The organism is Aquimarina penaris, from assembly GCF_040786285.1.
GTDB lineage: Bacteria > Bacteroidota > Bacteroidia > Flavobacteriales > Flavobacteriaceae > Aquimarina.
Window position 1 is genome coordinate 396,631 of record NZ_JBFMKQ010000001.1, and the last position, 14,221, is coordinate 410,851.

11 protein-coding genes are annotated in these 14,221 nt (G+C 34.7%); 4 read left to right on the plus strand and 7 right to left on the minus strand.

Features of this window, described 5'->3' with window-relative positions:
• The first annotated feature begins 381 nt into the window (after positions 1 to 381).
• The 3 genes from mfd (at position 382) to ABW637_RS01525 (ending at position 6,087) form a co-directional block, all read left to right on the plus strand.
• Positions 382 to 3,747: a transcription-repair coupling factor gene (mfd, locus tag ABW637_RS01515; protein ID WP_367582859.1), complete on the plus strand. Its 3,366-nt coding sequence runs from the start codon at positions 382 to 384 to the stop codon at positions 3,745 to 3,747.
• A 177-nt stretch (positions 3,748 to 3,924) separates the two neighbouring features.
• Positions 3,925 to 4,767, plus strand: a complete 843-nt coding sequence (locus ABW637_RS01520; protein WP_367582860.1) for a helix-turn-helix domain-containing protein — start codon at positions 3,925 to 3,927, stop codon at positions 4,765 to 4,767.
• Between the two features lie 90 nt (positions 4,768 to 4,857).
• Positions 4,858 to 6,087 carry a serine hydrolase domain-containing protein gene (locus ABW637_RS01525; protein WP_367582861.1) on the plus strand — a complete coding sequence of 410 codons (1,230 nt, stop codon included), beginning with the start codon at positions 4,858 to 4,860 and terminating at the stop codon, positions 6,085 to 6,087.
• 372 nt (positions 6,088 to 6,459) lie between these two features.
• Here ABW637_RS01525 and ABW637_RS01530 read toward each other — a convergent pair whose 3' ends face one another.
• The 7 genes from ABW637_RS01530 to ABW637_RS01560 form a co-directional block, all read right to left on the minus strand.
• Positions 6,460 to 6,657, minus strand: a complete 198-nt coding sequence (locus ABW637_RS01530; RefSeq protein ID WP_367582862.1) for a hypothetical protein — start codon at positions 6,655 to 6,657, stop codon at positions 6,460 to 6,462.
• A gap of 56 nt (positions 6,658 to 6,713) precedes the next feature.
• On the minus strand, positions 6,714 to 7,616 hold the full coding sequence (locus ABW637_RS01535) for an NHL repeat-containing protein (protein WP_367582863.1): 903 nt from the start codon (positions 7,614 to 7,616) through the stop codon (positions 6,714 to 6,716).
• An 86-nt stretch (positions 7,617 to 7,702) separates the two neighbouring features.
• Positions 7,703 to 8,827: a helix-turn-helix domain-containing protein gene (locus ABW637_RS01540; RefSeq protein ID WP_367582864.1), complete on the minus strand. Its 1,125-nt coding sequence runs from the start codon at positions 8,825 to 8,827 to the stop codon at positions 7,703 to 7,705.
• A 186-nt stretch (positions 8,828 to 9,013) separates the two neighbouring features.
• A complete protein-coding gene (locus ABW637_RS01545; RefSeq protein WP_367582865.1) occupies positions 9,014 to 9,943 on the minus strand; it encodes a virginiamycin B lyase family protein in 930 nt (309 codons plus the stop codon).
• Positions 9,944 to 10,021: 78 nt separating this feature from the next.
• Positions 10,022 to 11,140 carry a helix-turn-helix domain-containing protein gene (locus ABW637_RS01550; protein WP_367582866.1) on the minus strand — a complete coding sequence of 373 codons (1,119 nt, stop codon included), beginning with the start codon at positions 11,138 to 11,140 and terminating at the stop codon, positions 10,022 to 10,024.
• Between the two features lie 94 nt (positions 11,141 to 11,234).
• Complete coding sequence (locus ABW637_RS01555) at positions 11,235 to 11,594, minus strand: YraN family protein (RefSeq protein WP_367582867.1); 360 nt, start codon at positions 11,592 to 11,594, stop codon at positions 11,235 to 11,237.
• A 2-nt stretch (positions 11,595 to 11,596) separates the two neighbouring features.
• Entirely contained in the window at positions 11,597 to 12,493 is an 897-nt protein-coding gene (locus ABW637_RS01560) for a S66 peptidase family protein (RefSeq protein ID WP_367582868.1), read from the minus strand.
• Between the two features lie 211 nt (positions 12,494 to 12,704).
• Here ABW637_RS01560 and ABW637_RS01565 point away from each other — a divergent pair, with 211 nt between their 5' ends.
• A complete protein-coding gene (locus ABW637_RS01565) occupies positions 12,705 to 14,219 on the plus strand; it encodes a DUF1800 domain-containing protein (protein ID WP_367582869.1) in 1,515 nt (504 codons plus the stop codon).
• The last annotated feature ends 2 nt before the right edge of the window (positions 14,220 to 14,221 follow it).

Here is a 14,221-nt window from a genome sequence, read left to right on the forward strand (position 1 = left end):
GCCCACTACATTTGTTAAAGAGCCCGGTAATTTTGTGCGTTGGGGGACTTCATTTGTTAAAGTTTCCTGTAACTTCGTCAGTTGTCGCCGTAGATTTGCGAGTCGGCCCGGTAGCTTTGTCAGTTTACCCACTTCGTTTGTAAGTTGATGCGGTAGATTTGCGGTCGGACTCATGATTTTTGAAGTTTGACTCCCGAATACTGGTATACAAAGTATCTTTTTTAAGGTTAGGGGTTTAAAAATTTACTAGTGGACAACGATTTTTGCGCTATTGTTGGTGATTATCGGATTTATAATACCATCATCAATTTAAAAACATTTTATTCAACAATTTTAACCACATCAATTCAATACTTATATTTGCGCTAAAATCCTTCTTACGTGAGTACAACCCTAATCACGCAAACTTTTTTACAGTCTTTGCCATTGCAGAAACTGGGGAAAGCTATTGCCCAGTCTGAAGCAAAAACACACCTTCAGGGTCTTATCGGATCGTCATTATCATTTGCTATAGAGCATGTATTTGAAACCGCAGACACCCCCTTTCTATGCATTTTTAATGATAAAGAAGAAGCTGCGTATTACCTTAATGATCTAGAACAATTATTGGGTGATAAGAATGTACTATTCTATCCCGGTAGTTATCGCAGGCCCTACCAAATTGAAGAAACCGATAATGCCAATGTATTGCTAAGAGCCGAGGTCCTTAATCGAATAAACTCTAGAAAAAAACCCGCATTGATTATTACCTATCCCGATGCGTTATTCGAGAAAGTAGTTACCCGAAAAGAACTGGAGAAAAACACCTTAAAAATAGCAACTGGTGACACCTTATCTCTTGATTTTGTAAACGAGGTATTATTCGAATATCATTTTCAGAGAGTAGATTTTGTTACCGAACCTGGTGAGTTTTCGGTACGTGGTGGGATCGTAGATGTGTTTTCATTTAGTAACGACGAACCGTATCGTATCGAGTTTTTTGGGGATGAAGTAGATAGTATTCGATGCTTTGATGTAGAAACGCAACTCTCTACCGAAAAAATCAAAAAAATCACTATCATTCCTAATGTAGAAAACAAAGCTATGCAAGAAACTCGAGAGAGTTTCTTAAAATATATTGCTTCAAAGACCGTAGTTTTTGCTAAAGATATCGATCTGCTTTCTGCACGAATTGATAAAAATTTTGAAAAGGCCAAAGAAGCGTTCAGCACCCTTTCTGAAGAAATTAAACACAGTACACCCGAAGAACTTTTTGCCGATTCTGAGTTAATCAAAAAACAACTTTTGGATTTTACCTTAGTCGAAATCGGAAACCGACCCTTAACCAAGGCAGATTATGCTATAAAATTTGACACCAAGCCTCAACCTTCATTCAACAAACAATTTGATCTATTAATCCAAAACCTGAACGAGAATCATGAAAATGGATACAAGAATTATATCTTTTGCGTAAGCGAACAGCAAGCTAAGCGTTTTCATGATATTTTTGATGATGCCGATCTCGATGTAAAACAATATGAAACTATTGTTTTTTCTGCATTTCAAGGCTTTATTGATCACGATCAAAAAATTGCCTGCTATACAGACCATCAAATCTTTGAGCGCTACCATAAATTTAATCTCAAGAATGGGTATGCTAAAAAACAGGCCATAACCCTAAAAGAATTGACCAATCTCGAAGTAGGAGATTATGTAACCCACATTGACCATGGGATCGGAAAATTTGGTGGATTACAAAAGATTGATGTAGATGGCAAAAAACAAGAGGCCATCAAGCTAATTTATGGAGAGAGGGATGTACTGTATTTAAGCATACATTCGCTTCATAAAATTTCAAAATTTAATGGCAAAGATGGTAAAGCTCCGCAGATCTATAAACTAGGATCAAAAGCCTGGAAAACATTAAAGCAAAAAACCAAAGCCAGAGTAAAACATATTGCTTTTAATCTTATACAGCTATACGCAAAGCGAAAGTTGCAAAAGGGGTTTCAATACAATCCGGATAGTTATCTTCAGCACGAGTTAGAAGCCTCTTTTATCTACGAAGATACTCCAGATCAAAGTACGGCCACCGAAGCTGTAAAAGCAGACATGGAAAGCGAGCGCCCAATGGATCGTCTAATATGTGGTGACGTTGGTTTCGGTAAAACCGAAGTTGCCATTCGCGCAGCATTTAAGGCAGTAGATAATGGTAAACAAGTCGCGATTTTGGTACCAACAACCATCCTTGCCTTTCAGCATGCCAAAACATTTAGAGAACGATTAAAAGATTTTCCCGTTGTGGTAGATTATATAAACCGTTTCCGCACAGCGAAACAAAAAAGAGAAACTCTCGAGGATCTTGCAGCAGGTAAAGTGGATATTATTATTGGTACACATCAATTGGTCAATAAAAATGTAAAATTTAAAGACCTCGGATTACTTGTTATCGATGAAGAACAAAAATTTGGAGTATCGGTAAAAGATAAGCTCAAGACCATTAAAGAAAATGTAGATACCTTAACACTAACGGCTACACCCATCCCAAGAACGTTGCAGTTTAGTTTAATGGCAGCTCGTGATTTATCTACAATTACTACTCCGCCCCCAAATCGATATCCTATCGAGACCAATGTGATACGATTTGCCGAAGAAACGATACGGGATGCTGTGAGTTACGAAATACAACGCGGCGGACAGGTGTTTTTTATTCATAACCGAATCGAAAATATAAAAGAAGTTGCTGGCATGATACAACGCCTGGTACCCGATGCCAAAGTGGGTGTAGGTCATGGCCAGATGGAAGGTAAAAAGCTAGAAGGCCTAATGCTTTCTTTTATGAATGGCGAATTTGATGTATTGGTTTCTACTACCATTGTTGAAAGTGGATTAGATGTCCCCAATGCGAATACTATTTTTATTAATAATGCGAATAATTTTGGTGTTTCAGACTTGCATCAAATGCGTGGTCGTGTGGGTCGAAGCAATAAAAAAGCTTTTTGTTATTTTATTACTCCGCCCTATTCTGCAATGACCGATGATGCACGAAAACGTATTACTGCACTTGAGCAATTCTCTGACCTGGGTAGCGGATTTAACATCGCCATGAAAGATTTAGAGATTCGCGGAGCCGGAGATCTGTTAGGCGGCGAACAAAGTGGTTTTATAAATGAAATCGGATTTGATACCTACCAAAAAATCCTTAACGAGGCTATCGAAGAACTCAAGGAAAATGAATTCGCAGACCTTTACGAAGATGCATCAAAAGAGAAAGTATTCCTTAAAGACACCCAAATAGATACCGATTTCGAGTTATTGTTTCCTGATGATTATATCAATAACATTACCGAGCGATTAAACTTGTATACCGAACTTAATGCAATTAAAGACGAAGAAAGTCTACAAGGGTATGAAAATCGTTTAATTGATCGTTTTGGCGAACTACCAGATCAAGCTATAGATTTGTTAAACTCTGTTCGAATCAAGTGGATCGCTACTTCTATTGGCCTAGAGAAGATTATCATGAAACAAGATAAATTAATTGGGTATTTCATAAGCGATCAACAATCCAAGTTTTATCAAAGTCCTGCATTTTCTAAAGTGCTTCAGTTTGTGCAACAAAACCCTAGAGTTTGTAAAATGAAAGAAAAACAAACCAGAAACGGATTGAGGTTATTATTAACTTTTGAGAATATAAAATCTGTCGATAAGGCTTTAAAAGTATTGCTACCATTAAAGGTTAGGACCGAAACTGAAATTATAAAGTAAGTAAACTTTTAAACCTTAAAAACCTAAAAAGACATTGCTGTCAATCGATTGACGGGTTAATGACGGGTAAAAGACAAGGCAAAATATTTGAGAACCTAATGCTATAATTTAATATTGCTGCAACAAATGAAAACAAGTTCTAGTGATCACAAGAATCAAACTAAAAACTTACGTATTATGAAACAGCCAGCTTTAGGTTTAAAAATATCTGAACTCAGAAAGTCGAAGGGACTTACACAAGAAGAATTAGTAGAACAATGCAATATAAGTGTTAGAACTATTCAAAGAATAGAAGCGGGAGAAGTTACTCCCAGAAGTTATACTATTAAGACGATATTATCGGCTTTAGAGTATGATATAAGTACTATTCAAACAACAAATTTTTCGGTTACCCAAGAATTTAAAAAACTACTTTTACTTGATGTTGATGACAATAAAGAAGCTGATTTTTTAACACGCCAACTTTCAATCTCCTGGATTAGTGGTATTGTATATTTTGTCCTTGGATTTGGAGAATTTGCTATGGATTTTTTCAGGCATTTTCAAGGTGAAATGATTACAAACAATATCGTTTATACAGCAATTAAACTTATAATTCTTGTCTCGATTATTCTATTTTATCGTGGATTTATTCTTAGCGGAAAGATTTTCAAAAACTACCTATTACGTATCACAGCATTCATTTTAGTATTTATAAGTTGCATTTTTTACGCATATGATATCTTATCACTTTATATTGGCACAATTGATCCAGAATTTATATTAGGTGCAGAAGCCGTAACTTTTGGAGTGATCGGAATATTGTTTGGAATCTCTGTATTACGTTTAAAAAATGCCCTGGGAACCATCGCTACCCTAACCGGTATTTTTGAAATTATTACATATGCATGCTTAGTCACTATATTTTTATCGGTAGTAGGTATGGTTTTACTTACACCAACCATCATTTTAGAAATTATTTTACTATACAAAGTTTCTCAAATGCTAAAAGCTAAACAAAAAGAATTTAGCGTTTCTTAACTCCTTATTTACTTTTCAAAAAACGTAAAAATCACTTAATACTATTGGGTGAACAGGCAAAATACACCCCAATTTTAAACACACATTATTATGAAAAAAATCTATATCATTAGTTCTGTAAGTATTGTATTTCTTATAAGCTATTTTTTATTCGAACCCATTTTTAACTACACCTCAGGTTGGTTTGATCTTCCTAAAGCAGAGCAACTACATCCAGTTATAACACATACGGATTCAGTTTCAAAAAAAGCAGATCATCTTCTAAAAACTATATACACCAATCTTAAAGCTCCAGCAATATCTGTAGCGGTAAGCTCTAATAAAGGAATCGTTTGGTCAAATGCTATTGGGTATAAAGATGCAGAACATAAGATTGCAGTAACAACAGATACAAAATTTAGAATTGGGAGTACCTCTAAAGCCCTTACTTCTTTGGGAGTTGGGGTTTTACTCGAAAATGAAAAGTTGAGTTTACATTCAACAGTTAAAGATTTTGTGCCTTATGCCAGCAATACTCTAAAACCCATCACTTTAAAAGAATTAGCATCGCATACTTCTGGGATTCGTAATTATGGTACTTGTTTTTGTTTCCCCGTATGGGAATATTATAACAACGACGAGTATGATACTGTTGAGGAGAGTATCGGTATTTTTAATGGAGACGATTTACTGTTCGATCCCGGAACAGACTTTAGTTATAGTTCTTATAATTATACGGTATTAAGTGCTATGATAGAAGGAGCTTCAAAAACCGATTTCGAGAGTTTTATGACTAAAAAAGTATTCGAACCTTTGAAAATAACTGATATTATATTTGAAAAAGAGAGCATCGCATCGCCGACTATTTCAAAGTTTTATGATGTAGAAGGCGTTAAAACTAAAGAAGCTTATAGAGTAAACAACAGTAATAAATGGGCCGGAGGTGGTCTACTGGCAACTCCATCGAGTCTTGTTACCCTGGGCAAAGCATTTCTTAGCAACGAACTTTTCACAAAACAAACCATGTTATCTTTACTACAACCGGTACCGCTAAAAAACGGGCAAGTAAATGAACAAAACTATGCTATAGGGTGGCGCAATGATACGGTAAATGATAAACTAGGGACGAATATACAAACACAAATTTTACATCATGGTGGTACCGCTATGGGATCAACGTCGTTATTAATCTTATTCCCAGAACATCATCTGTCGGTATCTATCATAATGAATCGAAGCGGGTCATCATCAGAATTATTTGAGCATGCGTATGATATTGCTAAATTGTTTCTCTCTGAAATGAAGAAAGAAAATAATTTATTCTTGAATGAAAAACACTAAACGTTGAGTGAAAAAGATTCAAAATCGAGTATAAAACACTCGAAATTGAATGAAAAAGACTCAAAATCAAGTATAAAAGATTCGAAATCGAGTATAAAAGATTCGAAATTGAATGAAAAAGATTCAAAATCAAGTATAAAAGACTCGAAATCGAGTATAAAACACTCAAAATTGAATGAAAAAGACTCGAAATCGAGTATAAAACACTCAAAATTGAGTCTTTTAGGTTTATCTTAGAATCTAAATGGGTTAAGAATCGATATATACGTCTAAAAGTAAGAAAGAGGTTGTACCAAAAAGTGACTTCCCGATATTCAATCTAGTTTTTACTTTTTTATACAACCTCTTTTTTGCTTCTTTGTTATAACGCAATTATACTTCGACCCAAATACCATTAACACAAGCTAATTGTGTTACACCTCCAAAACAGGGTGTAATTATAAACCTGGAACAACAACTTTCTCCTGCACTAGGGCAGATACCATTTGTAGGCACCCCTCCATTAATACTTTTCTGAATTTCTTTTTTCAACTCTTTTATTCCGTTTAATTTTAAAATTGATTGTACCATAATGATTGTTTTTAAGATTACTGTTTATACCGACTTTTTATAACGTATTGACACTTCTAAAGCTTTATTATTCGTAATCCACCTACTCCCGTATACTCTGATATGTATATAGTTCTTAAATATTTATTGAATGCAATTCCGTTAGGATTACTAAAAGAAGCTTCAAGTAATGGTCCATCAACTTGTGCCGCTTCGCCATTACCTGCAATTGTTTCTACCGTACCGTCTAGTGAAACCTTGAAAATATAATTGACTGCTATTCCGGTAGCATAAATAACATCATTGATAACGGTAATATATCCAATACCAAAATTTTGAACTACAATATCAGGGATATTAGCAATCAGTGAGATCTGACCATTTTGATCTATAGAATAAATATCGGCTGTATAAAAATTGGCAACTATTACATTCCCCTTACTATCCAAATCAATGCCAACTCCTCCAAATAATCTAGGATCATTTGCATATACAGTTACTTCTCCATTAGAAGAAATTTTATGAACCGTTGGAGCGGTATAATTAGATATATATAAATTATCCTCATGATCTATGGCCATACTGCTAGGCCATCCATCGATAGTTGCAATAACAGTCCTATCACCATCAGGTGCTATTTTTAGTACTTGGCCATTAACTGTATTATTTGCATTGTTAACATAAAGATTTCCATTAGTGTCTTTGGCAGTACCCATAGGACCAGACAACCCTTGAATAGTATCTAAAATTTTTCCTCTTGGTGAAAGTTTAAAGATTCTGGTTCCGCTACCTCCAGTATCAACAAAGCGTCCATACTCAGAAACATAGATATTGCCGTTTCTATCTACAGATACGGCTCCATTTGCTGCAAAATCACTAATTAAAGTTTCTACTTCTGGATCGGGATCAACCCCTTCTCCATAGCAAGACGACAATAATAAAGGCGTGCTTAATAAGACAAAAAGTGAAAGTGTTTTCATTGTGATAATTTTTAAATTCGACTCAAAACTATCACTACGATCATTACAAATCGACCGTTTGTATACAGCCGAACCATTTCTACTGCTTACACAGCTTTCAATTTTTTGACATAATTGCTAGGTGTGTCCTTTAGCACCGCTTTAAACGCTTTATTAAAAGTAGACTTAGAGTTAAATCCAGAATCTAATGAAAGTGCCAGTATGGTATGTTTTTGGTGTTCCCCCTTTTCAATTTTTTCTATAAATGCTTCTACCCGGTATTTATTAATAAAATCGTAGAAACTACTCTCATGAATATTATTAAGCAACCAAGAAAGATTATTGGTAGAGGTATTTAATTGTTTTGCAAGGTTGGTTAAGGTAAGTTTATGATCCAGATAAATTTTTTCATGTACCATAAGGTGTTCAAGATTTTTTTGCAAATCCTGTAGTGCTTTCCCCTCTACTCTCTCTCTATTTTGGGCGTCATTCTTTTTGCCCCTAGGCATTCTAAAAATATCAGGTTGTTTTAGACTATAAAACCCAACAATATAGACAAATAGAGGAATCGCTACCCATATGACATTATAACTAATGAATGAGGAATATATGCCCAAAAAATAAAATAAGACATAGCTTACCACCCATAGTATTAAAAACAATAGAACTATCATTAAAATAACTATTAGATAGGGTACAAGATCTTGAGCATAGGATAAATATTTCTTTTCTTCTTTTTGATATACTTTGATCAGCAGGAAGCAGCGATAACAGAAATAAAGATTAAACACAATCCCAACGGTTTCTATGATGAAAAAAGGAATCATTAGCCTTCCGTTACGAACCATAAGTACAAATTCTTCATACGAATATTGATAGGTCCAGATATGATATGCCAGCATGCCCATAGCGGGTATGAAGTTAACGTAATGAAGGGTATACTTTACTTTTTCATGAAACACTAATCTTCTATAATATAGATATAGTAATGGCCCAAAAACAAATACCAGGATGTCTACGAATAAAGCTAGCCTAAAAAAAACAATAGTATTGGTTTCTATGGTGAAGAAAAATCTTCCGGTAAGCATAATAGCGGCTATAATAAGAATCAATGACAACATCCTGTTTGCTAATCGGTTTCTATTGTGAATACACTGAATCGCTATTGCCAAAAAAATCCCTTGACTTATCCCTAGAAAAAGGATGAAATGAATTATTGTAAAAGATTCCATAATCAGTTACTTATTTTTTACGTAAATCTACGCTCTAATTGTATGAAATTCGACCAAATGTATACAGCTGCACTTCTTTTATGAGATTGATTAGTTTAAGAAGACCTTTTATCATTAATAATAACAAAAGATCATTATGCTACTTCATAATGATCTTTTGATTTTGCAAAACGTATAGAATTGTGGCTATAGTTTTATTTTTCTTAGCGCTCCTGCACCTCCAAATTCTGAAATATAAATAGCTTTTGCATACTTGTCAACCGTAATTCCGTTAGGGCCATTGAATGAGGCTTCTCCGACCGGACCGTCGACAACGGCAGGAGTTCCTGTACCAGCAAATTCTTCTACCCTGCCATCAAGAGTAACTCTAAAAATTTTGTTCACTCCAATCCCAGTGGCAAAAACCGAATTACCTGCAACTGTTATATATCCAATACCAAAACCATTAACCACAGCATTAGGAATTGTAGCAATAAGAGAAACATTTCCTTCTGGGTCGATAGATACAATATCTGCGGTGGCAAAATTACCTACAACAAGGTTGCCTTTATAGTCAAAATCGATTCCTACACCACCTGCTAATCTAGAATCTGATGCATAAACAGTTACCTCTCCTTCTTGAGTAATTCTGTGTACCGTTGGGGTTCCAAAATTTGAAACATAGACATTATTATAAGAATCTAATGTTAACCCAGATGGAAAGCCATCAATTGTTGCCAATGTGGTTCGAGTACCATCTGCAGTGATTTTTAATATATCTCCTGATCCATTACCACTGCCATTAACAACATAAAGATTACCATGTGCATCGATTGCATTACCCAGCGGGCCGGTTAAACCAGTAACAAACTCGGTTACATCTCCATTTTTAGACACCTTAAAAACTCGGGTTCCGTTTCCGTTAGAGCCAACAAATCGCCCAAATTCAGATACATAAACATTACCTCTACGATCCACAGAAACAGCATCGTTTCCTGCAAAATCTGAGACCACTGTCTCTACCACGGGATCTCGATCAACACCATCTCCATGACAAGAGGTTAATAATCCAGATATCATTAATAAGGTAAAAAAAGTAAGTCTTTTAATCTTAGTGTTTTTTGTACGTTTTTTCATTTGTATGATTTTTAAGTTTCCTCTAAAGTATCTCTAGAGTACTTAAAAATCGACCGTTTGGATGTACTCGTACCTCTTTCAGGCAACTTTTAACCTTTTGATGTAATTACTAGGAGTATCCTTCATCTCTAATTTAAAAGCTTTATTAAATGTAGATTTTGAGTTAAAGCCTACCTCCATGGCAAGAGCGAGAATGGTATGACGATGATGCTCACCATTTTCAATCTTTGTTAAGAATTCTTTAATCCTATAATGATTGATGTAATCATAAAAATTACTTTTTGAGATGGTGTTTAAATACCAGGATATATTGTGTGTCGAAGTTTCTAATTTTTCAGAAAGGTCCCTTAGTGTTAAGTCGGGTTTCAAGAATATTTTTTCTTCTTCTATAAGGCGTTTCATTTCTTTTTCAAAAAAAGTTATTTGACTTTGCGGAAGACGTTGTTGCGTTTCTGTCTTTTCTCTTTTTAAAGAAACTCTAAAAAGTTCTGGTTCTTTAAGACTATAATAACCCACAACAAATATAAATAGGGATATAGCACCCCATACCGAATTGTAATCGATAAATCCAATAGAGTAGCTAAATAAACGCGAAATGGTGAAGCTGGTAATCCATAAGGCCAAAAAAACACCCACAGATATTTGAAAAAACTTTAAAAATGACACCAGGCTTTGTTTATACGAGATTGTATTTTTCTCTTCTTTGGTGTACATTTTTAAAAGTCGCACATTTAATATCCAATAATAAAAATTTGAAATAATTCCTGCTCCTTCAACAACTAAAAAAGGTATGCTAAAAAATCTCGCTGACAATTTTTCAGAGAATTCTTCTGCCCCAAGAGATAGCACATAAAAGGAAAATAAAATATGGATTATAACGGGAATATAATGAATCCATGAAAGCTTAAAAGTATTGTTTTCAGAAAATGCCAACCGCCTAAAATACACATAACACAAGGGGCCAAATAGAAATATTATGGCATCAATGAGAATACTCCATTGAAACATTCGTAGGGTTAAAAACCTAAAAAAAATGATCCTTCCGAACAACATCAAAACCGATAAAACTAAAATAACAGAAAGTAGTTGATTAGCAGGCTTATTTTTGTTTCTAATAAATTGAATAGTGATTGCCAAGAATATACCCTGACTTATTCCTAAAAAAAGTATGAAATCTATTAACTCTAAAGACTGCATTAAGAAAAGATTATTTTTTATGTGAAACGATCTATATGATCATGATTCTTAGCTCAAGAAATACTAAGTTACTCTTAAAAGCGCATTTTTTTAATTAAAAATGATAAAAAGCATCTTCGAGATGTTCTATAGCAGTTCCTTGTTTATTTTTTATAATCGCAACAATATCAAAACGCACCTCTACATCGAGGTCATGATCGGTTATATAATGATCAATTGCTTTGACCAGCGATTGTATTTGTTTTGGTTTTACGAACTCCTGCGGATTACCAAACTCTGGGGTACTTCGTGTTTTGACCTCTACAACCACAATAACATCTTTGATCCTTGCAATGATATCAATTTCAGATTTTAAATACCTATAATTTTTTTCTAAAATATCATATCCTTTCTTTAATAGAAAATCAACGGCCAACCGCTCTCCTTTTTCCCCCAAAGTATTATGTTGTGCCATAGTTATACGTATACTAGTTTAACTTCGTCTTTAGTTACTTTCAATGAAGCCTTTGCCCCAAAAATCAAAGCACGATTATCTTCAATATGCCCCATAGGGAATTTAAATGCTACAGGAAATCCATACTCTTGTACAATATCCAAAATAATCTGTTTAGGTTTTTTCCCAAAAGGAATATTATTATCATGCATTTTGGTCATCCCGCCAACAATCAATCCGGATAGGTTATCAAAATACCCATTTCGTTTCAGGTTTTGAAGCATTCTGTCTATATGATACAAATATTCATCTAAATCTTCAATACATAAAATTTTACCAGTGGTATCCAAAGAAGATGAAGAGCCACATAAGGAGTAGAGCATAGATAAATTTCCACCTACTAGCTGCCCTCTACAATCTCCCAAGATATTTTTCTTAGAAGAAGGTATCTTATATTCTATATTTTTTCCAAAAGTAATATCTCTAACGATATCAATAGATTCCTTGGTTCCTTTATGAATATCGATGGGCATAGGAGCATGTAACGAACAGATCCCCAAATTATGAAGATGAGAGTGTAATACGGTGATATCTGAGTATCCTATAATCCATTTTGGATGCGTGCGAAAATTAGAAAAATCAATATCATCAATAATTCTAACCGTTCCATACCCCCCTCTGGCACACCATATGGCCTTAATCTCTTTATCGTCTAACATTTTTTGAAAATCAGACCTTCGATCCTCATCTGTACCTGCAAATTGATTGCTTTCGATACCGATTGTTGAACCTACTACAGGAACTAAATTCCACTGTTTCAAGATATACATTGCATCTTCAATCTCTTTTATATCAATCTTTCTCGCGGTAGAAACAATTGCGATTTTATCTCCTTCTCTAATAAAATCAGGGGTCAACATATTATCTGTTTTTTTATTTTATACATCGGTCAGATGGAATTCGTCTTTTTCAAAGAATATTCATTTTTTTGGATTTATATGAATATTCTTTGAACAGTCTTATTTCTTAAAATTTCAAATTTGAAGTACTAATTAACAAAGAGTTTCGTTATAAACTATTATATTGTGATGAAATTTGTCCCTCAAATACTACTTTTAAATCTTAATGCCTATGATTTCTGATACGTCATGTAATCTGGATTCTCTCGATGTATATGTGCCTTCCGCAGAAAATCCTTGGAATGTTACTCGAGTAAACCACCTCTATCGCAGAATTGGTTTTGGAGCTTCAAAAGCTGAAGTTTTAGCTGCTTTATCCCAAAATCCCAGTACATTGGTGGATACATTGATCGATGAAGCTATTGCCTTAAATACTACGCCACCACTACCGTGGAGCCTGTGGAATAGAGATCAATTCGATGCTGCAGAGGATGCTAATCCCGACAATGATCTAGGTTTCTATAGACAAGAAGGAAAAAATCAAATGATCGGTGATTTGATTCAGAATAAAGTAAGAGAACGACTCACTTTGTTCTGGAGTAATCATTTTGTGACCGAAGACGACACCTATAGAAGCCCTGCATATCAATTACAATATTATAGTCTGTTGCAAATGCATGCGATAGGTAACTTTAGAGATTTTGTATATGACATTGGTATCTCTAATGCCATGTTGGTATATCTTAATGGTGACGAAAATGTAAGAGATAGACCTAATGAAAACTATGCCCGAGAATTATACGAACTTTTTACACTAGGTATAGATAATGACTATACCGAAGACGACATACAAGAAACCGCAAAGGGTATTACTGGTTATGTGGATACCAATGGTATAACATGGGGAGATATTCTTTTTGACCCAAGCGAGTTTAGTAATGAAACCAAAACTATTTTTGGTCAAACGGGCAACTGGACCTATGATGATGTAATAAACATATTATTTCAACAAAGGGAATTACAAGTTGCCACGTTTATTTGCACAAAGCTTTATGCATATTATGTAAGCCCTACCTGCAGCGAAACCATTGTTGCACAAATGGCTCAAACTCTTATCTCTAATAATTTTGAAATCGCACCGGTACTGCGTCAATTATTTAAAAGTCAACACTTTTTTAATATTGAAGCCATTGGTGCTATTATCAAAAGCCCTTGTGATTTAATGATTTGTTTTTATAACGAATTAGGGTTTACACTTGGTGCTACAAATGTTAACGATTTTATTCGAGGTACTGTTCGAGTATTAGGACAAGATGTCTTAAATCCAATAGATGTTGAAGGCTGGCAAGGCGATGAAGATTGGGTGAGTCCCGATTTTTTAATTGGCCGCTGGGAAAGTGCCCGATTTATCATAAACCAAGCCTGGCAAAGCAATCAGCAGCAATTTAGAGATTTTGTGGTAGGATTACCCATCGGTACCGCTGCCGACGGAAATCTACAGCCTACTCTTAGCGGTCCAGATGTTGAAATTGTAGTGAGAGCTATTGTAAATTATTTCTTTCCAAGAGGTATTGAAGATGATATTATTTTTAATGAAATTTTAGGTGTTTTTAAGGATCTTTTCCCTCCTACCTACTATGAAATTGGCGGAAGCCCAACCTGGGACCTCGGCTTTAACGAGGTAGCAGATCAATTTGCTGCGCTCTTAGATTACATTGTAGATATCCCCGAATTTCAACTTAAATAAAA

Coding starts and splice junctions, on each gene's coding strand:
- ABW637_RS01535 (WP_367582863.1), bottom strand. CDS start 7,616: ATGAAAACACTTTCACTTTTTGTCTTATTAAGCACGCCTTTATTATTG.
- ABW637_RS01540 (WP_367582864.1), bottom strand. CDS start 8,827: ATGGAATCTTTTACAATAATTCATTTCATCCTTTTTCTAGGGATAAGT.
- ABW637_RS01525 (WP_367582861.1), top strand. CDS start 4,858: ATGAAAAAAATCTATATCATTAGTTCTGTAAGTATTGTATTTCTTATA.
- ABW637_RS01520 (WP_367582860.1), top strand. CDS start 3,925: ATGAAACAGCCAGCTTTAGGTTTAAAAATATCTGAACTCAGAAAGTCG.
- ABW637_RS01555 (WP_367582867.1), bottom strand. CDS start 11,594: ATGGCACAACATAATACTTTGGGGGAAAAAGGAGAGCGGTTGGCCGTT.
- ABW637_RS01565 (WP_367582869.1), top strand. CDS start 12,705: ATGATTTCTGATACGTCATGTAATCTGGATTCTCTCGATGTATATGTG.
- ABW637_RS01545 (WP_367582865.1), bottom strand. CDS start 9,943: ATGAAAAAACGTACAAAAAACACTAAGATTAAAAGACTTACTTTTTTT.
- ABW637_RS01530 (WP_367582862.1), bottom strand. CDS start 6,657: ATGGTACAATCAATTTTAAAATTAAACGGAATAAAAGAGTTGAAAAAA.
- ABW637_RS01560 (WP_367582868.1), bottom strand. CDS start 12,493: ATGTTGACCCCTGATTTTATTAGAGAAGGAGATAAAATCGCAATTGTT.
- ABW637_RS01550 (WP_367582866.1), bottom strand. CDS start 11,140: ATGCAGTCTTTAGAGTTAATAGATTTCATACTTTTTTTAGGAATAAGT.